At 73.4% G+C, this 25,561-nt stretch carries 22 protein-coding genes; 17 read left to right on the forward strand and 5 right to left on the reverse strand.

What is annotated here, in order from left to right:
- Positions 1–5: 5 nt before the first annotated feature.
- Positions 6–2,210, reverse strand: coding sequence for a methylmalonyl-CoA mutase (gene scpA / locus AC07FY_RS20495; protein WP_479008129.1), 2,205 nt, complete (start codon positions 2,208–2,210; stop codon positions 6–8).
- Positions 2,207–4,072 carry a methylmalonyl-CoA mutase family protein gene (locus AC07FY_RS20500; RefSeq protein ID WP_479008131.1) on the reverse strand — a complete coding sequence of 622 codons (1,866 nt, stop codon included), beginning with the start codon at positions 4,070–4,072 and terminating at the stop codon, positions 2,207–2,209. The genes scpA and AC07FY_RS20500 overlap by 4 nt, the downstream gene beginning before the upstream one ends.
- 1,097 nt (positions 4,073–5,169) lie before the next feature.
- Between AC07FY_RS20500 and AC07FY_RS20505 the strand changes: the two genes are divergently transcribed.
- From AC07FY_RS20505 to AC07FY_RS20530, 6 genes are all read left to right on the forward strand, one after another.
- Positions 5,170–6,129 (forward strand): TauD/TfdA dioxygenase family protein, encoded by a 960-nt coding sequence (locus AC07FY_RS20505; RefSeq protein ID WP_479008133.1) that lies wholly within the window; start codon positions 5,170–5,172, stop codon positions 6,127–6,129.
- Between the two features lie 106 nt (positions 6,130–6,235).
- Positions 6,236–6,823, forward strand: a complete 588-nt coding sequence (ssuE, locus tag AC07FY_RS20510) for an NADPH-dependent FMN reductase (protein WP_479008135.1) — start codon at positions 6,236–6,238, stop codon at positions 6,821–6,823.
- A 104-nt stretch (positions 6,824–6,927) separates the two neighbouring features.
- The gene (locus tag AC07FY_RS20515) at positions 6,928–7,965 is read left to right on the forward strand and encodes an ABC transporter substrate-binding protein (RefSeq protein WP_479008137.1); all 1,038 of its coding nucleotides are present in this window, start codon (positions 6,928–6,930) and stop codon (positions 7,963–7,965) included.
- Between the two features lie 6 nt (positions 7,966–7,971).
- Positions 7,972–8,766, forward strand: coding sequence for an ABC transporter ATP-binding protein (locus AC07FY_RS20520; protein ID WP_479008139.1), 795 nt, complete (start codon positions 7,972–7,974; stop codon positions 8,764–8,766).
- Positions 8,767–9,125: 359 nt separating this feature from the next.
- Complete coding sequence (locus tag AC07FY_RS20525; RefSeq protein WP_479008350.1) at positions 9,126–9,896, forward strand: ABC transporter permease; 771 nt, start codon at positions 9,126–9,128, stop codon at positions 9,894–9,896.
- A gap of 100 nt (positions 9,897–9,996) precedes the next feature.
- Positions 9,997–11,334, forward strand: coding sequence for an LLM class flavin-dependent oxidoreductase (locus AC07FY_RS20530; protein ID WP_479008141.1), 1,338 nt, complete (start codon positions 9,997–9,999; stop codon positions 11,332–11,334).
- Positions 11,335–11,362: 28 nt separating this feature from the next.
- Here the strand turns inward: AC07FY_RS20530 and AC07FY_RS20535 are convergent, their stop codons facing one another.
- Entirely contained in the window at positions 11,363–12,076 is a 714-nt protein-coding gene (locus AC07FY_RS20535; protein ID WP_479008142.1) for a DUF2470 domain-containing protein, read from the reverse strand.
- A 155-nt stretch (positions 12,077–12,231) separates the two neighbouring features.
- On the opposite strand from AC07FY_RS20535, the gene AC07FY_RS20540 reads away from it, so the two are divergent.
- The 4 genes from AC07FY_RS20540 (at position 12,232) to AC07FY_RS20555 (ending at position 15,261) form a co-directional block, all read left to right on the forward strand.
- The gene (locus AC07FY_RS20540; protein ID WP_030012729.1) at positions 12,232–12,627 is read left to right on the forward strand and encodes a cell division protein SepF; all 396 of its coding nucleotides are present in this window, start codon (positions 12,232–12,234) and stop codon (positions 12,625–12,627) included.
- A 382-nt stretch (positions 12,628–13,009) separates the two neighbouring features.
- Positions 13,010–14,257, forward strand: a complete 1,248-nt coding sequence (locus AC07FY_RS20545) for an AAA family ATPase (protein WP_479008144.1) — start codon at positions 13,010–13,012, stop codon at positions 14,255–14,257.
- A 3-nt stretch (positions 14,258–14,260) separates the two neighbouring features.
- Entirely contained in the window at positions 14,261–14,653 is a 393-nt protein-coding gene (locus tag AC07FY_RS20550) for a nucleotide pyrophosphohydrolase (protein WP_479008146.1), read from the forward strand.
- Between the two features lie 122 nt (positions 14,654–14,775).
- Positions 14,776–15,261: a DUF6099 family protein gene (locus tag AC07FY_RS20555; protein ID WP_479008148.1), complete on the forward strand. Its 486-nt coding sequence runs from the start codon at positions 14,776–14,778 to the stop codon at positions 15,259–15,261.
- Positions 15,262–15,327: 66 nt separating this feature from the next.
- On the opposite strand, the gene AC07FY_RS20560 is transcribed toward AC07FY_RS20555, so the two are convergent.
- On the reverse strand, positions 15,328–15,615 hold the full coding sequence (locus tag AC07FY_RS20560) for a hypothetical protein (protein ID WP_479008150.1): 288 nt from the start codon (positions 15,613–15,615) through the stop codon (positions 15,328–15,330).
- Between the two features lie 204 nt (positions 15,616–15,819).
- On the opposite strand from AC07FY_RS20560, the gene AC07FY_RS20565 reads away from it, so the two are divergent.
- The 7 genes from AC07FY_RS20565 to argF all read left to right on the forward strand — a co-directional run bounded on the left by AC07FY_RS20565 (position 15,820) and on the right by argF (position 24,980).
- Entirely contained in the window at positions 15,820–16,743 is a 924-nt protein-coding gene (locus AC07FY_RS20565) for an LLM class F420-dependent oxidoreductase (RefSeq protein WP_479008152.1), read from the forward strand.
- Positions 16,744–16,760: 17 nt separating this feature from the next.
- Positions 16,761–17,708 carry a homocysteine S-methyltransferase gene (mmuM, locus tag AC07FY_RS20570; protein ID WP_479008154.1) on the forward strand — a complete coding sequence of 316 codons (948 nt, stop codon included), beginning with the start codon at positions 16,761–16,763 and terminating at the stop codon, positions 17,706–17,708.
- 18 nt (positions 17,709–17,726) lie between these two features.
- Positions 17,727–19,268 (forward strand): 3' terminal RNA ribose 2'-O-methyltransferase Hen1, encoded by a 1,542-nt coding sequence (locus tag AC07FY_RS20575; protein WP_479008156.1) that lies wholly within the window; start codon positions 17,727–17,729, stop codon positions 19,266–19,268.
- On the forward strand, positions 19,265–21,838 hold the full coding sequence (locus AC07FY_RS20580) for a polynucleotide kinase-phosphatase (RefSeq protein WP_479008158.1): 2,574 nt from the start codon (positions 19,265–19,267) through the stop codon (positions 21,836–21,838). The genes AC07FY_RS20575 and AC07FY_RS20580 overlap by 4 nt, the downstream gene beginning before the upstream one ends.
- 211 nt (positions 21,839–22,049) lie before the next feature.
- Positions 22,050–22,553, forward strand: a complete 504-nt coding sequence (locus AC07FY_RS20585; protein WP_479008160.1) for a hypothetical protein — start codon at positions 22,050–22,052, stop codon at positions 22,551–22,553.
- Between the two features lie 46 nt (positions 22,554–22,599).
- Entirely contained in the window at positions 22,600–23,826 is a 1,227-nt protein-coding gene (locus tag AC07FY_RS20590) for an arginine deiminase (protein ID WP_479008162.1), read from the forward strand.
- Positions 23,827–23,969: 143 nt separating this feature from the next.
- A complete protein-coding gene (gene argF, locus AC07FY_RS20595) occupies positions 23,970–24,980 on the forward strand; it encodes an ornithine carbamoyltransferase (protein ID WP_479008164.1) in 1,011 nt (336 codons plus the stop codon).
- Here the strand turns inward: argF and AC07FY_RS20600 are convergent, their stop codons facing one another.
- Positions 24,981–25,400, reverse strand: coding sequence for an ATP-binding protein (locus tag AC07FY_RS20600; protein ID WP_479008166.1), 420 nt, complete (start codon positions 25,398–25,400; stop codon positions 24,981–24,983).
- Positions 25,401–25,561: the final 161 nt, after the last annotated feature.

The raw sequence follows: 25,561 nt of genomic DNA on the forward strand, positions 1-25,561 counted from the left end.
GCCGCCTACAGCCCGTGGCCCAGGTCCGCGGACAGCCGCGTCACCAGGTCGTGGGCCGCGTCGGGGATCACCGTTCCCGGCGGGAACACCGCCGTCGCGCCCATCTCCAGGAGCGTCGGCACGTCGGCCGGCGGGATGACCCCGCCCACGACGATCATGATGTCCTCGCGGCCCTCTTCCGCCAACTGCTCGCGCAGCGCCGGTACGAGGGTCAGGTGGCCGGCCGCGAGGGAGGAGACGCCCACGACGTGGACGTCGGCCTCGACGGCCTGGCGGGCCACCTCCGCCGGGGTCTGGAACAGCGGGCCGACGTCCACGTCGAAGCCCAGGTCGGCGAAGGCGGTCGCGATCACCTTCTGGCCGCGGTCGTGCCCGTCCTGGCCCATCTTGGCGACCAGGATGCGCGGACGGCGGCCTTCCGCCTCCTCGAAACGGTCGACGAGCGCACGCGTGCGCTCCACGGACGGGGACTCGCCTGCTTCGGTGCGGTACACACCCGAGATCGTACGGATCTGGCTCGCGTGCCGCCCGTACACCTTCTCCAGGGCGTCCGAGATCTCCCCCACGGTGGCCTTGGCGCGCGCCGCGTCCACCGCCAGGGCGAGGAGGTTGCCCTCCAGCCCCTGGCCCGCCGAACCCCGCTCCGCCGCGTTCGTCAGCGCCCGCAGCGCGTCCTGCGTGACCGCCTCGTCGCGCTCCTCGCGCAGCCGGCGCAGCTTGGCGATCTGCTGGGCGCGCACCGAGGAGTTGTCGACCTTCAGGACCTCGATCGCCTCGTCGCTCTCCACCCGGTACTTGTTGACGCCGATCACCGGCTGCCGGCCGGAGTCGATCCGCGCCTGGGTACGGGCCGCGGCCTCCTCGACGCGCAGCTTCGGGATGCCCGCGTCGATGGCCTGCGCCATGCCGCCGGCCGCCTCGACCTCCTCGATGTGCTGCCACGCCCGCCGCGCCAGGTCGTAGGTCAGCTTCTCGACGTACGCGCTGCCGCCCCAGGGGTCGATCGACCGGCAGGTCCCCGATTCCTGCTGGAGCAGCAGCTGGGTGTTGCGGGCGATGCGCGCCGAGAAGTCCGTCGGCAGCGCCAGCGCCTCGTCCAGGGCGTTGGTGTGCAGCGACTGGGTGTGGCCCTGCGTCGCGGCCATCGCCTCGATGCACGTGCGCGTGACGTTGTTGAAGACGTCCTGCGCCGTCAGCGACCAACCCGAGGTCTGCGAATGGGTGCGCAGGGACAGCGACTTGGGGTTCTGCGGATCGAACTGCCTGACCAGGCGGGCCCACAGCAGACGGGCCGCGCGCAGCTTGGCGACCTCCATGAAGAAGTTCATGCCGATCGCCCAGAAGAACGACAGGCGCGGCGCGAACGCGTCCACGTTCAGCCCGACCGCCTGGCCCGCACGCAGGTACTCCACACCGTCGGCGAGGGTGTACGCGAGCTCCAGGTCGGCCGTGGCCCCGGCCTCCTGGATGTGGTAGCCGGAGATGGAGATCGAGTTGTACCGCGGCATCTTCTGCGAGGTGAAGGAGAAGATGTCGGAGATGATCCGCATCGAGGGACCCGGCGGATAGATGTAGGTGTTGCGGACCATGAACTCCTTGAGGATGTCGTTCTGGATGGTCCCGGCGAGCTTGTCGGGGGAGACGCCCTGCTCCTCCGCCGCCACGATGTAGAGGGCGAGGACCGGCAGCACCGCGCCGTTCATCGTCATCGACACCGACATCTTGTCCAGCGGGATCCCGTCGAAGAGCTGGCGCATGTCGTAGATCGAGTCGATCGCCACGCCCGCCATGCCGACGTCACCGGTCACCCGCGGGTGGTCGCTGTCGTAACCGCGGTGCGTCGGCAGGTCGAAGGCCACCGACAGGCCCTTCTGGCCGGCGGCCAGGTTGCGCCGGTAGAAGGCGTTCGACTCCTCGGCCGTGGAGAAGCCGGCGTACTGCCGGATCGTCCAGGGCTGGTTGACGTACATCGTCGGGTACGGGCCGCGCAGGTAGGGGGCCACGCCCGGATACGTCTCGAGGAAGTCCAGGCCCTCGAGGTCCCGGCCCGTGTACAGCGGCTTGACGCCGATGCCCTCGGGGGTCTCCCACAGCAGGTCCCCGGCCGCGGTGCCGGTGGACTCCTTCACCGCGGCGCGCCACTGGTCCTCGGTGATCCCGGCGGCGGCGGTGGGGCCGAGCGCCAGCTCGGAGAAATCGGGGATGCTCAAGACGGCACTCCCATCCGGTCGAGTACGGAGGACAGCACGGCGACGGCGTCACAGCCGGCGAAGACGTACTCGTCCACGGAAGCCTCTGCGGTGCCGGGCTTTCCGGCGAGGAACACGGTCGTGGCGCCCGCCGCGCGCAGCGCGCCGGCCACCGCCTCGGCGTGCTCCTCGTACAGCGCGTCGCTCGAGCAGAGCACGGCCATGCCGTCCGCGCCGCTCGCGGCGTAGGCCGCGCCGGCCGTCGCCGCGTCGACCGACACCGGGTCGTGCACCGGCGAGATGCCGCCCGCCTGGAAGAGGTTCGAGGCGAAGGTGGCGCGCGCGGTGTGCGCGGCCGCCGGACCGAGGGCGGCCAGGAAGATCCTCGGCCGCTCACCGGTCGCCGCCAGGTGTGCGTCGCTGCGCGCGCGCAGGGCCTCGTACGCCTCGTCGCGCCGCACGCGGGGCAGACCGCCTGCGGGGGCGGCGGGGGCGGGCTCGCGGACGACCGGCTTCTCCGACAGCAGCGGGAACTCGCTGACGCCGGTGATCGGTTCGCGGCGCTTGGCCAGCTTCTTCGAACGGGCGGCCCAGGTGGCGGCGAGCCGCTCGGCGACCAGTCCGGAGCGCAGGGTGGCGGCCTGGCCGCCCGCCTTCTCCAGGGTCTGGAAGAACTCCCAGGCGGCGTGCGCGAGTTCGTCCGTCAGCCGCTCGACGTAGTAGGAGCCGCCGGCCGGGTCGATGACGCGGGCCAGGTGGGACTCCTCCAGCAGGATGGTGGAGGTGTTGCGGGCGATCCGGCGCGCGAAGGCGTCCGGCAGGCCCAGCTCGTGGTCGAAGGGCAGGACGGTGACCGCGTCCGCGCCGCCGACGCCCGCGGCCATGCAGGCCACGGTGGTGCGCAGCATGTTCACCCACGGATCCCGGCGGGTCATCATCACCGGAGACGTCACCGCGTGCTGGTACTGGGCGCCCGCCTCCGGGGCCCCCGAGGCCTCGGCGATCCGGGACCACAGACGCCGCGCGGCGCGCAGCTTCGCGATCGTGAGGAACTGGTCGGCGGTGGCGGCGTAGCGGAACTCCAGCTGCGCGAGGGCCGCCCCGGTGCTCAGGCCCGCCCCGGTGAGGGCGCGCAGGTAGGCGACGCCGGTGGCCAGCGAGAGCGCCAGCTCCTCGGCGGCGCTGCCGCCGGCCTCGTGGTAGGGCAGGGCGTCGACGGTCAGGGCCCGGATCCCGGGCCAGCCGGCGGCGGCCTCCCGGGCCAGCTCCACGGCGTCCGCCGGATCCTGCGCCTCGCCGGTACGGGCTTCGTGGCCCAGCGGGTCGGCGCCGAAGGAGGCCCGCGCGGCCTCAGGGGAGACCCCGCGCTCGGCGTACAGCTCCAGCAGCGCGCGGGCGGCCTCGGCGTAGTCGGCCCCGGCGTCCAGGACGACCGGGGCGAGGTCGAGGTAGACCCCCTCCAGGGCGCGGCCCAGAGCGCCGGCGGGGATGCCGGAGCGGCCCGTGGTCAGCCAGAGGGAGGTGACCCCGTTCTCCAGGTCGGCGAGGGCCGCCTCGTTCAGGCGCGCCGGGTCGGTGCCCACCAGGCGCTGGCGCACGTCCCAGCCGTTCGCGGTGGTGCCCTCCGGCCTGCCGCCCCGTACGAAGGGGGCGAATCCGGGGAAACCGGTGTCGGCGGACGACCCGTCGGCCGTCGCGGTGTACAGCGGGCGGGTGGTGAGCCCGTCCTCGAGCTGGGTGGACAACGCTTCTTCAGCGGCCTCGCCGGAGGCTTCCTTGCCCGACTTGCGCAGTACGCCCTCTACAAGGCGCTGCCACTGCTCATGTGTCGCGGCGGGGAACTCGGCGGCCAGGGAGAGCCCGTCGTCAGGCAGGACCGTCATGGCCTCGAATGTAGGGGAGGACGCTCAAGCGGCACTACACCAACGGGTGTGATCTCCCCCTCTCATCTGAGCGCCGGGGGCCTCCGTCGCGGCCGGGCTGAGCAGCACCGTTCCGGCCGCGCCGCGGCGACGACAGCGGATCCCGACTCCGGATCCCGGCGCGGGGGCGCGCTCCGGGTGCGTGCGGCGGATGTGCGCTGCGGATGCGCGCTGCGGGTGCGTGGCGGGTGCGTGTGCGGGCGTCCGGCAGAACGGCCTCGCCGGGCTGCCGTCCAACGGTCGCCCGGCGCCGCTTCCGGGAGCGGGCCGCGGCAGGGTCCAGCGTGGCGGTGGCGTTGCGGGGTCGTGAAATCCGGCCACGCTTTTCAGCCGTTTCGGGCGGGGCGCCGCCGTATCGCCAGGGGGAGGAAAGGCCAGGTCACGGCACGGGTATGGGGGCCTGCGGGGGTTCGGTGCCGGACGTCGGCGGGGGCCTTCGGCGGGGGTTGACCGGGTCGGGGGGCGCTGTCAGGCTCCGGGTCATGACCGCGAACGCATTCCTCGCCCCGCGGCTCCACACCACCGGCCTCTGTACCGCGCCCGGCAGGTGTCCGGGCCGCTGTCCGGCCCCGCGCCCCGCCGCCTGAGCCCGCCGCTCGGACCGTGAAGGGTCCGGCGGTACGGGTCCCGGTGTCGGCAGCCCTGCCGGTATCCGTGGCTGTGCCCGTACACGTACCGGTACCCGTGCCCGTGGCGGCTTCCGCAGCCGTAGCCGCAGCCGTGCCCGTGCCCGTACCGAACCTCTGACGGCCGCCTGCACGGCCCGGGGCAGGGCGCGCGCCGGTGCCCGTCTCCGGCCGGCATCCCCGCCGTCACGGCAGGGGATCGGCGCGCCGGGTTCGGGCTCGGGCGCCCCCGCACGGTGAGGTCCTCCGCGCCCCGGCCGAATCCCAGGCTCCGCACCGCGTCGTACCGCGTCGTCCGTCCGTCCGTCTTTCTGCCCTGCCCTGCCCTGCCCTGACCTGCCTGCCCGCCCGCCTGCCTGCCTTCCGCTGCGTCCGTGCAGGGCGGCTCCCGCACGCCCGCCATCCGTTCCGCCTCCACACCAGGGAGTTTCCATGGCCACCGCGACCGCAATCGCCACCGCAACCGCCCCCTCCGTCACCGTCACCAAGATCGGCGGCCGTATCGGGGCCGAGATCGAAGGGGTACGACTCGGCGGGGACCTGTCCGCCGGGGTCGTCGCCGACATCCGTGCCGCGCTCCTCGCCCACAAGGTCGTCTTCTTCCGGGGGCAGGACCACCTCGACGAAGCGGCCCACGAAGCCTTCGCCCGACTGCTCGGGACCCCGGTCGCGCACCCCACCGTGCCGTCCGCGGACGGCCGCTACGCCCTCGGCATCGACTCCCACCACGGTGCCCGCGCCAATCAGTGGCACACCGATGTCACGTTCGTCCCCGCCTACCCGGCCTTCTCCATCCTGCGCGCCGTGACCATCCCCCCGTACGGCGGCGACACCCTGTGGGCCAACACGGCCACCGCCTACGCCGGCCTCCCGGAACCGCTGCGCGCCCTCGCCGACAACCTGCGCGCCGTGCACTCCAACGAGTACGACTACGCAGCCCTGAAGCCCGAGGCGCTGCCCGAGGCCCTGGCCCAGTACCGCGAGGTCTTCACCTCCACGAAGTTCCTCACCGAGCACCCGGTCGTCCGCGTCCACCCCGAGACCGGTGAACGCAGCCTGCTCCTGGGCAACTTCGTCCAGCGCATCCAGGGCTTCACCGGCCGTGACTCGCGCGTGCTCCAGGACCTCTTCCAGGCCCACATCGAGAGCCCCGAGAACACCGTCCGCCGGCAGTGGCGGACCGGGGACGTCGCGATCTGGGACAACCGGGCCACCCAGCACTACGGCGTCGACGACTCCGACGACCACGAGCGCACCCTGCGCCGCGTCACGGTCGACGGCGACGTTCCGGTGGGCCCCGACGGCGAACCCTCCCGCCTGCTCAGCCCGGAGACCGTTCCCGACCCGGCCTTCGGCATCGCGTCGGGAGCCTCGGGAGCCGCAGCCTCCTGACCCCACCGGCGCCGGCCCCACCCCCCGCCGGGCCGCACCGTTCGCCCGCCCGAGCACCGCCCCCTCGCCCCCGCCCCCGCTTCCGTACGACATCCAAGGACCCCCCGTGCCCCAGCTGCTCGCCATCACCGGCAGCCCCTCCGCCCACTCCCGTACCGCCGTCGTCGCCGAGCACGTGCTGCGCCGCCTGGCGCACGCCGGGTTCGCCACCGGGCACCTGTCCGTACGCGACCTCCCCGCCGCCGACCTGCTGTCCGCCCGCCGCGGTGAGCCCGAGATCCGCCGGGCCCTGGAGGCGGTCGCGGCGGCCGACGGCGTCGTCATCGCGTCCCCGGTCTACAAGGCTTCGTACAGCGGCCTGCTCAAGTCCTTCCTCGACCTGCTCCCGCAGGACGGTCTCGTCGGCAAGACGGTGTTTCCGCTGGTCACCGGTGGCAGTCTCGCCCACGTCCTGGCCATCGACTACGCCCTGCGCCCCGTGCTCTCCGCCCTCGGAGCCCGGCACGTCACCGCCGGGCGGTTCGTCCTGGACTCCTCCGTGGAGCGCGGTTCCGGCCCTGACCGGCTGCGCCCCGAGGCCGAGCTGGACCTCTTCCAGGCCGTCGACGAGTTCGCGGCAGCCGTGCGCGGCGGCGCCCCGTACGCGACGACGCCGAGCACCGTGCACCCGGCCGCCCTCGCGGCCACTCCGTAACCCCACCGGCCCCGACCCACCCGGCCGCAGCCCTCCGCCCCTGCCCTCCGCCCCTGCCCTCCGCCCGCCACCCCCCGCACCGACCCAAGGACCAAGGACCCGCCATGCGCGCAGCCCTCACCTCGACCCCCACCTCCCGGCGCCAGTTCCTCACCCTGCTCGGCATCTCGGCGGCCGCGGTGAGCTGCGGCACGGCCACCGCCGACGGCGGCGGATCCCGCGCGTCGCAGGTCAAGACCCTGAAGTACCAGGGAGCGGTCGGCGCGGTCACGCTCCCCGAACTCGCACAAGACCTCGGCTACTTCGAGGACGTCCGGCTCGAATGGGTCGGCAACACCACCAGCGGGCCGCAGGACATCCAGTCCGCCGCGACCGGCCAGACCCACTTCGGCAGCGCCTTCAACGGCGCGGTCATCAAACTCGCCGCCGGAAACGCCCCGATCAAGGCCGTCATCTCCTCCTACGGCTCCGACCGGCACTCGTACGCCGGCTACTTCGTCCTGGAGGACAGCCCGATCCGCTCCGCCCGCGATCTGCTCGGGAAGAAGGTCGGCATGAACACCCTGGGCGCCCACTACCAGGCGCTCCTCGACACCTACCTCAGCCGCAACGGCCTCTCCAAGGCGGAGGCGGCCAAGGTCGAGGCCCTGGTCATACCGCCCGTCAACACGGAACAGGCGCTGCGCGCGAAGCAGATCGAGGTCGGGGTGCTGACGGGCGTCCTGCGCGACAAGGCGGTGGCCTCCGGCGGGATCCGCCCGCTGTTCACCGACGTGGAGCTGCTCGGCCCGTTCAGCGCGGGCACCTACATCATGACCGAGCGCTTCATCAAGCAGAACCCGGACACCGTGCGGACCTTCGTCACGGGAGTGGCCAAGGCCATCGAGTGGTCGCGCAGCACGCCGCGCGAGGAGGTCGTCGCCCGGATGACGGAGATCGTCAAGAAGCGCGGCCGCAGCGAGGACACCTCCACGCTGCAGTACTGGCGTTCCTACGGCATCGCCGAGACCGGCGGCCGGATACCCGACGCGGAGTTCCAGCTCTGGATCGACTGGCTCGGCGAGCGCGGTGAGATCAAGGAGGGCCGGTTCAAGCCGTCCGACCTCTACACCAACGAGTTCAACGCCTACGGAAAGGGCTGACCCGCCATGGCGAAGATCGTGTTCGACGCGGTGCACAAGACCTTCGGGGACTTCACCGCTCTCGACGGCATCGACCTGGAGATCGGCAGCGGGGAGTTCCTGGTGGTCGTCGGCCCCAGCGGCTGCGGCAAGTCCACGCTCCTGGACCTCCTCGGCGGACTGTCCGCCCCGACGGCCGGGCGGATCCTGCTCGACGGCAGGGAGATCAACGGACCGGGCCTGGACCGGGGGATCGTGTTCCAGCAGTACGCGCTGCTGCCGTGGCGCACGGCGCAGGGCAACGTCGAGTTCGGCCTGGAGGCCACCGGCGTGCCGCGCCGGCAACGAGCGGCCCGGGCCCGGGAGTTCCTGGACCTGGTCGGGTTGACCGGCTTCGAGGACCGCCACCCGCACCAGCTCTCCGGCGGCATGCGCCAGCGCGTCGCCATCGCCCGGTCGCTGGCCTACGACCCGGACGTGCTGCTGATGGACGAGCCGTTCGCCGCGCTCGACGCGCAGACCCGCGAGTCCCTCCAGGACGAACTGCGCCGCATCTGGCAGAGCACCGGCAAGACCGTCGTCTTCATCACCCACGGCATCGAGGAGGCCGTGTACCTCGGGCAGCGGGTGGCCGTCATGACCTCCCGGCCCGGCCGGATCAAGGAGGTCGTGCCCGTGTCCTTCGGAGACCGCGACGGACTGCTGGGGGAGGCCCTGCGGTCCAGCCCGGAGTTCGCCCGCTACCGGCACGACATCTGGAACCTCCTCCACGACGAGGTGGCCCGAGCCCAGCGACTGGAGAAGGAGGCGGCAGCCGTATGACCACCGGAACCGACACCACCGCCCAGGCGGCCGCGGGCCTCGCGGCGCCGCCGGCCCCGACCGGCACCCCCCGCCCGACTCCCGCCGAGGCCCGCACGGGGACCGGCACCCGCCGGCTCGAGGCCGAGACCGGGGCCCGGGCCGGGACCGAGACCGTGACCGGGACCGGGACCGGGACGGAGACCGAAACCGGGACCCGGACCGAAACCCCGACCGACACCCGGACCGGGGCCCGGACCGAGACCCGGACCGAGGCCGAGGCCGAGACCGGGATCGGGACCGGCCGTCCCGAGAACGCGCCCGCCGGTTCCCCGGCCGGCAAGGCCCCCGCTCCGGCTCCCGCCCGTACGAAGGCAGCCGTGCGGGCGGCCGTACGCGCCCTGAAGGCCCTCGCCGTCCGGAGCGCCGCGATCCTCGCCCTGGTCGTCCTCTGGGAGGTCGCCCCCCGCGTCGGCCTGGTCGACGCCACCTTCCTGCCGCCCCTCAGCGAGGTCGCGGTCGCCTGGTGGGAGTTGGCCGGGGACGGCCAGCTCGCCGACCACGCCCGGGCCAGCCTGATCCGGTCCTTCGGCGGCTTCGGCATCGCCGTGGCGGTCGCCGTCCCCCTGGGCCTGCTCATCGGCTGGTACCGGCCCCTCGCCGACTTCCTCGGACCGTTGCTGGAGGTGTTCCGCAACACCGCGGCCCTCGCGCTGCTCCCGGTCTTCGTCCTGCTCCTCGGCATCGGCGAGACCTCGAAGGTGTCGATCGTCGTCTACGCCTGCCTCTGGCCCGTCCTGCTCAACACCATCAGCGCCGTCCGCAACGCCGACCCCACGCTGATCCGGCTCGCCCGGTCGATGGACCTCCCCACGTTCCGCCTGTTCCAGAAGGTGATCCTCCCGGCGTCCGTACCGGCGATCTTCACCGGCATCCGGCTTGCCGGGGCGGTGTCCATCCTCGTCCTGGTGGCTGCCGAGATGATCGGTGCGAAGGCCGGACTCGGCTATCTGATCAACGCCTCGCAGTTCAACTTCGCGATCCCGCAGATGTACGCGGGGATCGTCACGATCTCCGCGATCGGCGTCGCCTTCAACCAGTTGCTGGTGACCGTCGAACGCCGCCTCAGCCTCTGGCGCGTCCCCGCCTGACGCCCGACCCGCCCCGCCCTCACCCCTCCGCACCCCCCGCACCCCTCGCCCCGCCTCCGCGCGTCCGCCGCCGGCCCCGCCCCAGAGACCAGGAACCGTCATGACCGCATCCCGCACCCTCCACCTCAACGCCTTCCTGATGAACGCCGGGCACCACGACGCCGCCTGGCGCCACCCGGACAGCGCCCCCGAACGCGTCACCGACCTGCGGTACTTCCAGGAACTGGCCCGTACCGCCGAGCGCGGCCGGCTCGACTCGATCTTCTTCGCCGACGGAGTGGCCCTGTGGGGCAAAGCCCGGTACAACGCCGTCGGCGGCTTCGAACCCCTCACCCTGCTCTCCGCGATCGCCGCCGTCACCGAGCACATCGGGCTCATCGCGACCGTCTCCACCACCTTCAACGAGCCCTACAACCTGGCCCGGAAGTTCGCCTCCCTCGACCACATCAGCGGAGGCCGCGCCGGCTGGAACATCGTCACCTCCGGCACCGTCGACGAGGCCCGCAACTTCAACCGGGACGAGCACCTGGAGCACGGCCTGCGCTACGAACGGGCCCGCGAGTTCCTGGAGGTCGCCACCAAGCTCTGGGACAGTTGGGAGGACGACGCGATCGTCCTCGACAAGGAGCGCGGCGTCTACGCCGACACCGACAAGCTGCACCCCGCCGCCCACCGCGGCGAGCACTTCGCGGTGGCCGGCCCGCTCAACGTGCCCCGCTCCCCGCAGGGACACCCGCTGCTGGTGCAGGCCGGGTCGTCGGAGGACGGCAAGGAGTTCGCCGCCCAGTACGCCGAGGCCGTGTTCACCGCCCAGCAGACCCTCGCCGACGGCCAGACCTTCTACAAGGACCTCAAGTCCCGCCTGGCGGCGTACGGCCGCGCCGAGGGCGACCTGCTCGTCCTGCCCGGCATCGCGCCCGTCATCGGCTCCACGGAAGCCGAGGCCAAGGCCCTGGAGCAGCAGCTCACCGACCTCCAGGTGCCGGAGTACGGGCTCGCCCAGCTTTCCGGGATGCTGAACGTCGACCTCACCGGGCTGCCCCTGGACGGTCCGCTCCCGGACCTGCCCGAGGAGCGGGACGTCAACGGCAACAAGAGCCGCTTCACCCTCGTCTCCGAACTCGCGCGGCGCGACGGCCTCACCCTGCGCGAGCTGATCGCCCGGCTCGGCGCCGGCCGCGGCCACCGGGTCTTCGCCGGCACCCCGGAGCAGATCGCCGACCAACTGCAGGAGTGGTTCACCCGGGGAGCCGCCGACGGCTTCAACATCATGGCGCCCGTCCTGCCCACCGGCCTGACCGACTTCGTCGACCACGTCGTGCCGATCCTCCAGCGGCGCGGGCTGTTCCGGACGGAGTACACCGGGCGCACCCTGCGCGAGAACTACGGCCTGCCGCGCCCCGCCAACCGGTACGCGAGCGCCCCGGCGGGCGGCTGACGGGACGGGCGCTCGGCCCGGCGGTGGTTCAGGCGGGCAGGGTGTTGCGGTGCGAGCGCCGGCGCGCCGCGCTGAACAGGGCCTGGATCTGGGCGCCCGACTGCTCCACGTCGTCGAGCGGCGAGGGGAAGGGCAGGCGTACGTCGCGGTGGCCGCTGCGCTCCTCCAGCCGCAGCGTGATGCCGTACCGGTCCAGGGCGACGGGCAGCGCGCGGAGCACCGAGGCGGTGGGCAGCGGCTGGACCAGGCGCAGCAGCAGGGTGACGAGATCCGGGTGGTCGTCGAGGAGGTGGGTGAGCATGCCGGCCTCGTACGGGGCCAGCGGGTCGGGGCGGGCCGCGTCCAGCTCGTCGAGCGTGACGCAGGAGAGGCCGTCGGCCGTCTCCAGCAGGGCCTGCCCGAACTCCATGCAGGTGCTCTCCCGCCCGGGGTCGGTGTCGGCGGCGTCGACGTAGGGGGTGAGCAGGTGGCCCAGGATCGTCACCCGGGCCCGCACGCGGTCGCGCACCGGGGTCGGGGCGACATCGGTGAACTCCAGCCGGATCGCCGCCCGGTGCTCGGACTCCCCGCCCGGTTCGGCCGGGTGCAGGTGCAGTCGCCCCATCGGATCGCCGCCGTCGAGGTGGCGGACTTCGGAGCGCAGTTTGCCGGTGACCGCGGTCATGGAGTGGGCGGCGGCCAGGATCGACCGCACCCGCTCGGCGTCGGTGGGCCGGCTGGCAGGGGCACCGGGCATGCGCATCTGGATCTCTCCGTCATCCGAGTAGTTAGGTATGCCTAACCTAACCTACTTCACGCCTCGGGAGTAGCCCGCTCTGCCGTGTCGCAGTTGGGCTGAACGGGTGAAACGCGAGAGGATGGGCGGATGCACATGAAGCACGCGGCCGAGGCGGCCCGGTGAGCAGGTACGACGTCACCGACGAACAGTGGGAGGGGCTCGCGCAGGTGGTCCCGCTGCGCAGCCGCAACGAATGGCCCTCCCGGGTGGACCACCGCACCATCCCCACGGCGCCCGGGGCGTCGGCGGCGGAGCAGCGGCGCTTCGTGGTGATCCGGGTCCAGATCTTCGCGGACGCGCGAGAGGTGGCGGAGTACCTGATCGCGCAGATCCCGGTGCTGCTGGACCTGACCGGAGCCGACAGCGAAGTGGCCAAGCGCATCCTGGACTTCAGCAGCGGTGTGGTGTTCGGGCTCGGCAGCGGGATGCACCGGGTGGACCGGAACGTGTTCCTGCTGGCGCCGGTCGGGACCGAGGTCGAGGGGATCGCGGCGGCGGCCGTCCCCCGATCGTAGGAAGGTGGCCGCGAGGTAACGGTTCGCCGGGTCCCTCCCGGGCCCGGCGGCCCGTACCGTCCGCCGCATGGACGCCACCCTCCCCACCAAGCCCCCTGCGACCCACCCCGCCAATCTCGCGGCCGCCGAGCCGCCCCATGCGCGCCCCACCGAGGTTCCGGCCGAGCCCCCGTCGGCGCACACCGCCGCCGTGCCGCCCGTCGCGCACCCCGCCGAAGTTCCGGCCGTGCCGCCTGCGGTGCACACCGCCCCCGGGCCGCCTGCCCACCGTCCCGTCGGCCTCCCGGCCGCCGTGCCGCCTGCGGCAGGGTGCTTAACGCCCTCTGGCGAAGCTCTCGCGGCTCAACCCGCCGCCCCCGCCGCGCTGACGGCCGCGCCTGCCGTGCCCGCCGGGGTCCCGGCCCCGCGGTCCGCCGCCCCGGCCGGCGCCGGGTCCGTCGGGCGGCGCCCCGGCCGGTCCGGCGGTGCGGCGGTCGCCGGCGGGCCGGCGGTCGTGCCCGGGCAGGCCGGGCGGCTGCACCGGCCCGGCATCACGGAGTTGCGGCTGTCCGCCTTCGGGCCGCACCGCGGGGCGGCCTTCGCCCTCGGGCCCGTCACCCTCTTCGCAGGGCCGAGCGGCAGCGGCAAGTCCCAGGCGCTGGCGGCCTACGAGGCCCTCGCGGCGCTCGGCTCCGGCGCCACCCTTGAAGAGGCGTTCCCCGACGCCGCGGCCCGCATCCCCGACCTGGCCGTCCCCGACGGCGGCGGACGGCGCGGCTTCCGTGTCGGCTGCACCGTCGACGGCCCCGCGGGACCGGTCCGCCTCGACCTCGCCGTCCAGGCCGAGCCCACCCTGCGCGTCGTCGGGGAACGGCTCTCGCAGCCGGGGCAGATCCTGCTCGCCACCGCCCTGCGCGACCCCGGCCGGCGCTCCGTACAGGCCGCCTGGCTGACCGGGGGCGCCGTCGGGGTCACTCGGGCCCCGCTCCCGGACGACCGGCTCGGCACGGCGCTGCTCCCGCTGCGCGTGGCCGGCGCGACGGCCGGCCAGCGCCAGGTCCTGGCCGCCGCCGAACAGGTCGTGGTGGCCCTGCGCTCGGTGTTCCCCTGCGACCCCCGGCCCGACCGGATGCGCGCGCCGGTCCCGCCGGGGGAAGGCCGGCTGCTCGGCGACTGCGCCAACCTGGCCGACGTACTGCGCCGGACCCGCCACGAATGCGGCACCCGGTACGCGCTGCTGGCCGAGGCGGCCCGGACCGGCTGCGCGGGACCGGTCGCCGGGCTGGACGTACGGGCTCCCGCCGACGGCCGCGTCACGGCCGTCCTGGACCGCGGCCCCGGCCGGCCCGCCACGGAGCTGGCCCGCCTCGGCGCCGGCGAGCTGCGGTTCCTCGCCCTGGCCCTGGTCCTGCTGACCGGGCCGGGGGTGCTCGCCATGGACCCGGCGGCCGAACTGCTGTCCGCTCAGCAGGCGCTGACGGTACTGGCCGACGGCTTCGACCGCGGTCTGGACCGCTCGCAGAGCGCCGAACTGCTGCGCCTGGCGCTGCTGTCCTGCGGTCGCGGGCACGTCAGGCTGGCGGCGGCGGTGGGGGAGCGGACGGCGGCGGCCGCCCGGGAACTGTCGGGGGTCACGGTGGTAGACCTGTGACCCATGAGCGACGCCGAGGACATCAAGGACACGCACGGACCGCGCGACGAGCGGCTCGGGCAGTTGCAGCGCAGACTCGCCGCGTTCGCCGCGGCGCGCGGCTGGGAGCCGTACCACACGCCCAAGAACCTGGCGGTGGCGCTGAGCGTGGAGGCGGCCGAACTGGTCGAGATCTTCCAGTGGCTGACGCCGGAGCAGTCGGCCGAGGTCATGGAGAAGCCGGAAACCGCCCACCGCGTGGCCGATGAGGTGGCCGATGTGCTCGCGTATCTCCTGCAGTTCTGTGAGGTCCTGGGGGTGGATGTGCTGGATGCGCTCGCCGCGAAGATCGAAAGGAACGAATTGCGCTTCCCCGTGGCAGGCGAACCGACCGTCGATCGTCACTCTTCGGAGTGATGGACTTCTCCACAATCACGATTGTGTCCACAATTTCCGAATACCCCTGGCTTTACTGACTCGTTGCCCTCACTCTGGGTAGTGGTGAGAAGGCGGGATGTCGTGCGGACGGGGGACGGCATATGGATGCGGTACGGCTCATCGCGGCCGGCCGGCACGCGCTGGCACAGAGCGGGGCTGCGTGGGACATCGTGGGCGAGGCCTGGCAGGCGCAGGCGCTGGCCCAGGGCGTAGGGAGCTATCTGGCGGTCACCGGGCCGCCGGAGATGAGAGCGGAGGCACGGGGACTGGGGGAGGCGGGAGGCAGAGGGTGCGGGGTGATCGACCGGGCGGCGTCGCGCGGCGAGGGCAGCGCGCCCGAATATCCGTCGCGCGCAGCGCAGTTGACGGGCGTCTCGGATGTCCGGCAGGCGCTGCTCGGACTGCAGGCGCTGCTGGGCGAAGTGGGCATAGCCCTGGTCGGTGTGGCCTGCGGGACGGATGAGGAGACGCTGTACTGGCAGTGCATAGAGTCGATCGACGCGGCTGACGAGTCGAGCGACCGGGTGCGGGCGATCCTGCGCCGCATGGCCGTGCGCGAGCGGGGGTCCGCCTCGGGTGTGGCCTGAGGTGCCCAGGTGCCCAGGTGCCCAGGTGCCCCGCGGGTCCCGCCGCGCGCGACGGGACCCGCGCGGTCACCGCGGCCCGCAGGCCGGGCGCTCGCCCTCGACGGCGGGTGTGCCCGGGGCGCGGCCGGCGGTGGAGAACTGGAGGTCGGCGTCGAGCTGAGACAGATCGGCGTTCAGCGCCGCCATCAGCTCTTCCATCTGCTGCAGCAGGCCCTTCGGTGCGCCGCGCCCGGCGGGGTCGGCGGACTCCCGGCCCGCGTCCTCGTGTGCCGCCTGCCCGGCCTGCCCGGCCTGTTCGGCCCGCTCGCGTTGCCCGGTCTGTCGGTGGGTTTCCGGCACGGCCTCGTGGGACATGGCGGCCTCCTCGGCCCTGGCCCTTCCGGGGCGGAAGGGCGCGGTGGACGGACCGGCGATGCGGCCGCCGGCGCGCGGGCCGGGCGGTCCGGCTCCGTCCGAGCCAACGATCCCCTCCGGGGGTGGTCACTGGCGGCGTCCGGCGTGGACCGTCCGGTTGACGCAGATTCACCCGGCAGGGGCGGGAGGGGCAGGATGGGGGGCATGGATCTTCGCATTTTCACCGAACCCCAGCAGGGCGCGAGCTACGACACCCTCCTGACCGTCGCCAAGGCCACCGAGGACCTGGGCTTCGATGCGTTCTTCCGGTCCGACCACTATCTGAAGATGGGCGCGGCCGACGGCCTGCCCGGCCCCACCGACGCGTGGATCACCCTCGCGGGCCTGGCGCGCGAGACCCGCCGGATCCGGCTCGGCACCCTGATGACCGCCGGCACCTTCCGGCTGCCCGGAGTGCTCGCCATCCAGGTCGCCCAGGTCGACCAGATGTCGGGCGGCCGCATCGAACTCGGTCTGGGGGCGGGCTGGTTCGAGGAGGAACACAAGGCGTACGGGATCCCCTTCCCGGCCGAGCGGATGGGCCGGCTGGAGGAGCAGCTCGCCGTCATCACCGGCCTGTGGGCCACCGAGGCCGGTGCCACCTTCGACTACGCGGGCCACCACTACCGCCTGGAGAACTCGCCCGCCCTGCCCAAGCCCGCCCAGGCCAAGGTCCCCATCCTCATCGGCGGCCACGGCGCCCGCCGCACCCCGCGCCTGGCCGCCCGGTACGCCGACGAGTTCAACATGCCCTTCGGCTCGCTCGCCGACAGCGAGCGCCAGTTCGCGCGGGTCCGGGAGGCCGCCGAGGAGGTGGGCCGCAAGGCCGGCGACCTCGTCTACTCCAACGCCCTCGTCGTCTGCGTCGGCAAGGACGACGCGGAGGTGGCCCGCCGCGCCGCCGCCATCGGCCGTGACGTGGAGGAGCTCAAGGCCAACGGCCTGGCCGGCTCCCCGGCCGAGGTCGTCGAGAAGCTCGGGGCCTACGGCGCCATCGGCTCCTCCCGCGTCTACCTCCAGCTGCTCGACCTCGACGACCTGGACCACCTGGAGCTGATCTCCGGCCAGGTCCTCTCCCAGCTCGGCTGACCGGGGGCGGAACGCACATGCCACGTGCAAGCGGCCCGCTCGCCCCGGCCCTGGCCCGGCGGACCGTGCTCCTCGACGGCGGGCTGAGCAACCAGCTCGCCGCCCAGGGCTGCGACCTGTCCGGCGGCCTGTGGACGGGCCGGGTGCTCGCCGAACGACCCGACCAGGTGCGGGCCGCCCACACGGCGTACGCACGGGCCGGCGCCGAGGTGCTGATCACCGCGAGCTATCAGATCGGCCCCGGCCACCCCCGCGCCGCCGCCCTGCTGCGCCGCAGCGTCGCGCTCGCCGCCCGGGCCGCCGAGGCCGCCGACCACGAGGTGTGGGTGGCCGCCTCCGTGGGCCCGTACGGGGCGGTCCTCGCGGACGGCTCCGAGTACCGCGGCCGCTACGGCCTGAGCGTGCGCGAGCTCGCCGCCTTCCACCGCCCCCGCGTCGAGGCCCTGCTCGCCGCCGGACCCGACCTCCTCGCCCTGGAGACCATCCCCGACCCGGACGAGGCGCAGGCCCTGCTCGGCGTCCTCGAGGAGACCGGCGCCGAGGCCTGGCTGAGCTACACCGTCGCCGACGGCCGCACCCGCTCCGGCGCGCCCCTCTCCGAGGCGTTCGCCCTCGCGGCGGCCTCGCCGCGGGTGATCGCCGTCGGCGTCAACTGCTGCGACCCGGCGCAGGTCCTGCCGGCCCTCGAAGCAGCCGCGGCCACCACCCGCACACCGCTCCTGGCCTACCCCAACGACGGCTCCGTCTGGGAGGCGGCCACCGCCACCTGGCACGCCCCCGCGACCCGCGCCGCGTGGCCCGCGGACGCCTGGCGGCGCACCGGCGCCCGCCTCATCGGCGGCTGCTGCCGCATCGGCCCCGAGGACATCGCGGCACTCGCCGCCGGCCTGGCCCGGCCGCCCGGCCCGCCCGGCCGCGCCACGCCCCGGGCGCCGCGAAAAACCGGAGGCAGTCAGGGCGGGTGACCAGCAACAATCGGTGGTGTGTTCCTGACGATCTCCACCACCGGATCCCCTGAACGACCCGCCACCGATCTCGGCTACCTGCTGCACAAGCATCCCGGGAAGGCGCAGGCGTTCTCCACCTCCCACGGCCCCGCCCACGTGTTCTACCCCGAGGCCACCCCCCAGCGGTGCACGGCGGCGCTGATGCTGGAGGTGGACCCCGTCGCGCTCGTGCGGCGCGGACAGGGCAAGGGGCACGGCAAGGCGCCCGACGCCGCACTCGCGCAGTACGTCAACGACCGGCCGTACGCGGCTTCCTCGCTGCTCGCCGTCGCGCTCGGCTCGGTGTTCCGCAGTGCGCTGAAGGGCCAGTGCGCCGCCCGCCCGGAGCTTCCGGAGCAGGTGCGCCCGCTGCGCGTGGAGATCCCGGCGCTGCCCGCCCGCGGCGGGCCCGAGCTCGTGCACCGGCTGTTCGACCCGCTCGGCTGGGACTCCGTACGGGCCGAGCCCGTCCCGCTCGACGAGCGGTTCCCCGAGTGGGGGGACTCCCGCTACGTACGGCTGGTGCTGGAGGGCGGGCTGCGGCTCGCCGACGTCCTGCGCCAGCTGTACGTCCTGCTGCCCGTGCTCGACGACGCCAAGCACTACTGGATCGCCCCCGACGAGGTCGACAAGCTGCTGCGCGCCGGAGAGGGCTGGCTGGCCGCGCACCCCGAGAACGGTCTGATCAGCTCCCGCTACCTCGCCCGCCACCAGCGCCTGACCCGGGACGCCCTGGAGCGCCTGGAGCTGATCCGCCTTGCCGAGGCCGACGGCAGCGAGGTCGAGGAGCTCGACAACGCCGTCGACGAGTCCCGAGACACGGAGGAACGGCCGCTGCCGCTCGCCGTGCGGCGCAGGGAGGCGATCCTCGCCGCCCTGCGCGGCGCGGGCGCCCAGCGCGTGCTGGACCTGGGCTGCGGCCAGGGGCAGTTGGTGCAGGCGCTGCTGGGCGACCCGGTGTACACGGAGGTGGTCGGCATGGACGTGTCCGTGCGCGCCCTGAACCTCGCGGCCAGGCGGCTGCGCCTGGAGCGGATGGGCGAGCGGCAGAGCGCGCGCGTCCGGCTGCTCCAGGGCTCGCTCGCCTACACCGACAAGCGGCTGGCCGGCTACGACGCCGCCGTGCTCAGCGAGGTGATCGAGCACCTGGACCCGGAGCGGCTGCCCGCCCTGGAGTACGCGGTGTTCGGCGCGGCCCGGCCCCGCACGGTCCTCGTGACCACCCCGAACGTCGAGTACAACGTCCGCTGGGAGTCCCTGCCCGCCGGGCATGTCCGGCACGGCGACCACCGTTTCGAGTGGACCCGGGAGGAGTTCCGCGCCTGGGCCGGCGCCGTCGCCGGACGCTACGGCTACGGCGTCGCGTTCGTCCCCGTCGGTGACGACGACCCCGAGGTCGGCCCGCCCACCCAGATGGCCGTCTTCACGCAGACCGACACCGCCACCACGCAGACCGACACCACCGCCACGGCCACCGACACCACCGCCACGGCCACCACCACGGCCACCGACACCCCGAAGGAGGGCGAGGCAGCATGACCACCACCACCGGCACCGATACCACCGGCGCCCACCGGGCCCGCGTCCTTCCCGTGCCCGACCTGTCCCTCGTCGTCCTCGTCGGGGCCACCGGATCGGGCAAGTCCACCTTCGCGCGCGAGCACTTCAAGCCGACCGAGGTGCTCTCCTCCGACTACTGCCGCGGGCTCGTCGCCGACGACGAGAACGACCAGAGCGCCAGCAAGGCCGCCTTCGACGTCCTGCACTACATCGCCGGCAAGCGCCTGGAGGCCGGCCGCCTCACCGTCGTCGACGCCACCAGCGTGCAGCCCGAGGCCCGCAGGCAGCTCGTCGAGCTCGCCCGCCGCTACGACGTCCTGCCCGTCGCCATCGTCCTCGACCTGCCCGAAGAGGTGTGCGCCGAGCGCAACGCCGCCCGCCCCGACCGCGCCGGACTGCCGCGCGCCGTCATCCAGCGCCACCGCCGCGACCTGCGGCGGTCGCTGCGCGGACTGGAGCGCGAAGGCTTCCGCAAGGTGCACGTGCTGCGTTCCGTCGACGAGGTGGAGGCCGCCGAGGTCGTCCTGGAGAAGCGCTACAACGACCTCACCCACCTCACCGGCCCCTTCGACATCATCGGCGACGTCCACGGCTGCTCCTCCGAACTGGAGACGCTGCTCGCCAAGCTCGGCTACGAGGACGGGGTGCACCCCGAGGGGCGCACCGCCGTCTTCGTCGGCGACCTCGTCGACCGCGGTCCCGACAGTCCCGGCGTCCTGCGCCGTGTGATGGGCATGGTCAGGTCCGGGAACGCCCTGTGCGTGCCCGGGAACCACGAGAACAAGCTCGGCCGTCACCTCAAGGGCGCCAAGGTCCAGCGGACGCACGGCCTCGCCGAGACCGTCGAGCAGCTGGCGGCGGAGCCGGAGGAGTTCGTCCGGGAGGTGGCCGAGTTCATCCGCGGTCTGGTCAGCCACTACGTGCTCGACGGCGGCCGGCTGGTGGTCTGCCACGCCGGGCTGCCCGAGAAGTACCACGGCCGCACCTCCGGCCGGGTCCGTGTCCACGCGCTGTACGGGGACACCACCGGCGAGACCGACGAGTTCGGCCTGCCCGTGCGCTATCCGTGGGCGGAGGAGTACCGCGGCAAGGCGGCCGTGGTCTACGGCCACACCCCGGTCCCGAGCACTTCCTGGGTCAACAACACCATCTGCCTCGACACCGGGGCCGTGTTCGGCGGCAGGATGACCGCTCTGCGCTGGCCCGAGCGCGAACTGGTCGACGTACCGGCCGAGAAGGTCTGGTACGAGCCGGTGAAGCCGCTCGTCGCCGAGGCCCCCGGCGGACTCGACGGCCGTCCCCTGGACCTGGCCGACGTGCACGGGCGGCGGATCGTGGAGACCCGGCACCTGGGCAACGTCACCGTCCGCGAGGAGAACGCGGCGGCGGCCCTGGAGGTCATGAGCCGCTTCGCCGTGGACCCCCGCCTCATCCCCTACCTCCCGCCGACCATGGCACCGACCGCCACCTCCCGGGAGGAGGGCTTCCTGGAGCACCCGGCCGAGGCGTTCGCCCAGTACCGCAAGGACGGCATCGCCCAGGTGGTCTGCGAGGAGAAGCACATGGGCTCCCGCGCCACGGTCCTGCTCTGCAAGGACGCCGACGCGGCCCGGGAGCGCTTCGGCGTGGACGGCCCGACCGGATCCGTCCACACCCGCACCGGCCGGCCCTTCTTCAAGGAGCCGGAGGTCACCGAGGAGGTCCTCGCCCGGCTGCGCGCCGCCGTCACCGACGCCGGGCTCTGGGAGGAGCTGGCCACCGACTGGCTGCTGATCGACGGCGAACTGCTGCCCTGGTCGCTGAAGTCCGGCGGACTGCTGCGCCACCAGTACGCCGCCGTGGGCGCGGCCTCGGGCGCGGTGTTCCCGGGCGCGATCGCCGCCCTGGAGGCGGCCGCCGCCCGGGGCGTCGACACCGGCGGCCTGCTGGAGCGCCAGCGCGGCCGGGCGGCGGACGCGGCCGCCTTCACCGAGGCGTACCGGCGCTACTGCTGGAGCACCGACGGGCTGGACGGCGTGCGGTTCGCCCCGTTCCAGCTGCTGGCGGTGGCCGGACGGTCGCTCGCCGCGGTCCCCCACGACGAGCAGCTGTTCTGGCTGGACCGGCTGGTCGCCGCGGACGAGGCGGCGGGCACCGGGCTGCTGCGGCGCACCGGCCGGATCCTGGTGGACACCGCCGACGAGGAGTCGGTGCGGGCGGGCACCGACTGGTGGCTGGAGCTGACGGCCGCCGGCGGCGAGGGCATGGTCGTCAAGCCGCTCCAGGCGTACGCCCGGGACGGCCGGGGCCGCCTGGTGCAGCCCGGGATCAAGGTGCGGGGGCGGGAGTACCTGCGGATCATCTACGGGCCGGAGTACACCCGCCCCGAGCACCTGGAGCGGCTGCGCGAGCGCTTCCTCGGCCACAAGCGCTCGCTGGCCCTGCGGGAGTACGCGCTCGGGCTGGAGGCGCTGGACCGGCTGGCGGCGGGCGAGCCGCTGTGGCGGGTCCACGAGGCGGTCTTCGCGGTGCTCGCCCTGGAGTCGGAGCCGGTCGACCCCCGCCTCTGAGGACGGCCGGGGGAGGGCGGGGGCGGGCAGCGCCGGGCGGGGGCGGTACAGGACGCCGGGCGGGGGCGTAAAGCCGGAGCCCCCTACGGCCGCGAATTAGGTCGTATGGGGGAACTTTCACGGGGAACGCCGGGAAAACCACCGGCGGGATCGTTCATCCAGGGCAGCGGACTGTCCGCGAACCTGGAAGGACGGAACATCACCTATGAAGATGACCGCGCGCGGAACCTTTGCGGCGCTCTTGACCTGTGTGGCGGCCGGCGCGGCCACCCCGGCCGTGGCCGACTCGGTCCCGGTCGGAGTCCCGCTGGAGGCCGTGGAGACCACGCTGGGCGTGGACGCCCCCCGCGTGGCCACCGGGGTGCCGATGGCGGTCGCCGGAGCGCCCGAGGCGCCCCGCTTCCACCGGGGGGACCTGCTCCCGACCCCACTGCTCCCGGCCGTGCCGATCGCCGCCGAACTCGGCAACACCCTCGTCACCTCTCCGGTGCCGAACCTGCTGGGCGAGCCGGCGACGGACGGCGAGGGTTCCCTCGACGCCCCGTCCACCACGATGCGCGCCCGTACCCCGGCCGCGGCCCTCGGCCTGCCGCTGACGATGCCCGACGGCTCCAACCACGGTCTGCCGAACCTCACCGCGCCGAAGCTGGGTGTGATCGCGCCCGAACTGGTGGGCACCCCGACGGCACTTCTCGGTCTGGGCACCCCCCGCTGAGCCGACGCCAGGTCAAAAGTCCGCCCGGTCTGGGAACGTGTAGGGCATGGGATTCCATGTCGACTCCGAGACCGGGCGGCTTCGCCGCGTCATCCTCCACCGGCCCGACCTGGAGCTGAAGCGGCTCACACCGAGCAACAAGGACGCGCTCCTCTTCGACGACGTGCTGTGGGTGCGCCGGGCCCGCCAGGAGCACGACGGCTTCGCGGACGTGCTGCGCGACCGGGGGGTGGCGGTCCACCTCTTCGGCGACCTGCTGCGCGAGGCACTCGACATCCCGGAGGCCAGGCACCTCGTCCTGGACCGGGTGTTCCACGAGAAGGAGTACGGGCCGCTCGCCACCGACCACCTCAGGGCGGTCTTCGACGCGCTGGGCTCGGCGGACCTGGCCGAGGCGCTGGTCGGCGGGATGACCAAGCGGGAGTTCCTGGAGCGGCACGCCGAGCCGGTGTCGGTGCGCTTCCACGCGATGGAGTTGGACGACTTCCTCATGAAGCCGCTGCCCAACCACCTGTTCACCCGGGACACCTCCGCGTGGATCTACGACGGGGTGTCCATCAACGCCATGCGCTGGCCGGCGCGGCAGCGCGAGACCGTGCACTTCGAGGCGATCTACCGGCACCACCCGCTGTTCACCTCCTCGGGCGCCTTCCACTACTGGTCGCAGGGGCAGGCCGACTACCCGTCGACGATCGAGGGCGGCGACGTCCTGGTCATCGGCAACGGCGCGGTGCTCATCGGGATGAGCGAGCGGACCACCCCGCAGGCGGTGGAGATGCTGGCGCGGGGACTGTTCGCCGCCGGGTCGGCGACCAGCATCGTGGCCCTGGACATGCCGAAGCGGCGGGCGTTCATGCACCTGGACACGGTGATGACGATGGTCGACGGAGATACGTTCACTCAGTACGCGGGCCTCGGCATGCTCCGCTCCTACACGATCGAACCCGGCGCGGAGCCGCAGGAGCTGAAGGTGACCGACCACGCCCCGGAGCACATGCACCGCGCCATCGCGGCGGCGCTGGGGCTGGACTCGATCCGGGTGCTGACCGCCACCCAGGACGTGCACTCGGCGGAGCGCGAGCAGTGGGACGACGGGTGCAACGTGCTGGCCGTCGAACCGGGCGTGGTCGTCGCCTACGAGCGGAACGTGACCACCAACACCCATCTGCGCAAGGAGGGCATCGAGGTCATCGAGATCCCGGGCAGCGAGCTGGGCCGGGGCCGGGGCGGGCCGCGCTGCATGAGCTGTCCCGTGGAGCGGGACGGCATCTGAGGAGGGGGCTCCCCGGGGGTGGGGAGGGGGTTCAACGGGGGCGGCGGGGCGGGACGGCACCGGCAGCGGGGGTGGCCTGTATATCAATACGGGGGATCGTATAGACTTCCAAACCCCTGTCACCGTGACGCTGGAGCGACCCCATGGCCCCCGACCTCGCCGGCCGCAGTTTTCTCAAGGAGCTCGACTTCACGGCCGCCGAGTTCCGCGGCCTCCTCGAGCTCGCGGCCGAACTCAAGGCCGCCAAGAGGGCCGGCACCGAGCGGCCCCTGCTCCAGGGCCGGAACATCGCGCTGATCTTCGAGAAGACCTCGACGCGCACCCGCTGCGCCTTCGAGGTCGCGGCGGCCGACCAGGGCGCCCGCACGACCTACCTGGACCCCTCCGGCTCGCAGATGGGCCACAAGGAGTCCATCAAGGACACCGCCCGGGTGCTGGGCCGGATGTTCGACGGGATCGAGTACCGGGGCGACAGCCAGGAGGCGGTCGAGGAGCTCGCGGCCCACGCCGGGGTCCCCGTCTTCAACGGGCTCACCGACGACTGGCACCCCACCCAGATGCTGGCCGACACCCTCACCATGACCGAGCACTGCGCCAAGCCGCTGGAGCGGATCTCCTTCGCCTACCTCGGCGACGCGCGCTTCAACATGGGCAACTCCTATCTGGTGACCGGCGCGCTGCTGGGCATGGACGTACGGATCGTCGCCCCGAAGGCCTACTGGCCTGCCGAGCCCGTGGTGGCCGCGGCACGCGAGCTGGCCGCGCGCAGCGGAGCACGCGTCACCCTGACCGAGGACGTCGCCGAGGGCGTGGCCCAGGCCGACTTCGTCCTCACCGACATCTGGGTGTCCATGGGCGAGCCCGAGGCCGTCTGGGACGAGCGGATCGCGGCGCTGTCCCCGTACGCGGTGACCATGGACGTGCTGCGGGCCACCGGCAACCCGGACGTGAAGTTCATGCACTGCCTGCCGGCCTTCCACGACCTGGGCACCAAGGTGGCGCGGCGGATCCACGAGCGGCACGGGCTGGAGTCGCTGGAGGTGACGGACGAGGTGTTCGAGTCCGCGCACTCCGTCGTCTTCGACGAGGCCGAAAACCGGCTCCACACCATCAAGGCCGTGCTCGTCGCGACACTCGCGAAGCCCGGCGCATAGTCATACGCACGACAGGCCGCGCCCCGGCAGGGTGAACCACACCGCCTTGCCGTGCGCGGTGGGCCGGTGGCCGCAGGACGAGCTCAGGGCGCGGATCAGCAGCAGTCCGCGGCCGTGCTCCTGCCAGGGATCGGGGTGGCTGTCGTCCGGGCGGGCCGCCAGACCGCCGGGCAGACTCGGATCGCCGTCGTGGACCTCGACCTGGCAGCCGCTCTCCAGAAGTTCCACGTGCAGCTCGATCGGGCGGTCCGGGCGGGTGTGCTCGACGGCGTTGGCGACCAGTTCCGCGGTCAGCAGCTCGGCGGTGTCGCGGTCGGCCGGCTCGTCCACCGCGGTCAGTGCGGTACGGACCAGGGCGCGGGCGAGGGGCACGGCGGCCGTGGTGTGCGGCAGGGTGATCCGCCAGGCGGCGTCGGGCACGGCGGGTCCCTCCGTTCCGTGGGGCGCAAGGGGGCGGCGGGAGGCGGGCGGCGTGGGGCGGCAGGCGGAGCGGCTGAAAATACTACGTTCAACCATACGAAGTCGAATTCCGCTCCTCGAGGGCGCCCCCCCGCACCGTGGCGTGTCGCGTTTCTGTGACG

The organism is Streptomyces sp. NPDC045967, assembly GCF_056430495.1.